General features: G+C 35.8%; 1 pseudogene. It reads left to right on the plus strand.

Annotated features, from left to right (window positions below):
• A pseudogene (locus tag NDO48_RS29365) lies at window positions 1-210 on the plus strand (aminoglycoside 6-adenylyltransferase); the annotation flags it as partial.
• Window positions 211-254: the final 44 nt, after the last annotated feature.

A 254-nucleotide genomic window follows, 5' to 3' on the forward strand; every position in this document is an offset into this window, starting at 1 on the left:
GTTCCGACTGATATAGATTATCATGTAAGAAAGCCAAGCGCAAGGGAGTATGATGATTGCTGCAATGAATTTTGGAATGTAACACCTTATGTTATTAAAGGATTGTGCCGTAAGGAAATTTTATTTGCTATTGATCATTTTAATCAGATTGTTCGCCATGAGCTGCTGAGAATGATATCATGGAAGGTCGGCATCGAAACAGGCTTTAAATGAAGTGTAGGCAAGAACTATAAGTTTATTGAAAGGTATATATC

It is taken from the genome of Aminobacter sp. MET-1, assembly GCF_026521175.1.
Classification (GTDB): Bacteria; Pseudomonadota; Alphaproteobacteria; order Rhizobiales; family Rhizobiaceae; genus Aminobacter.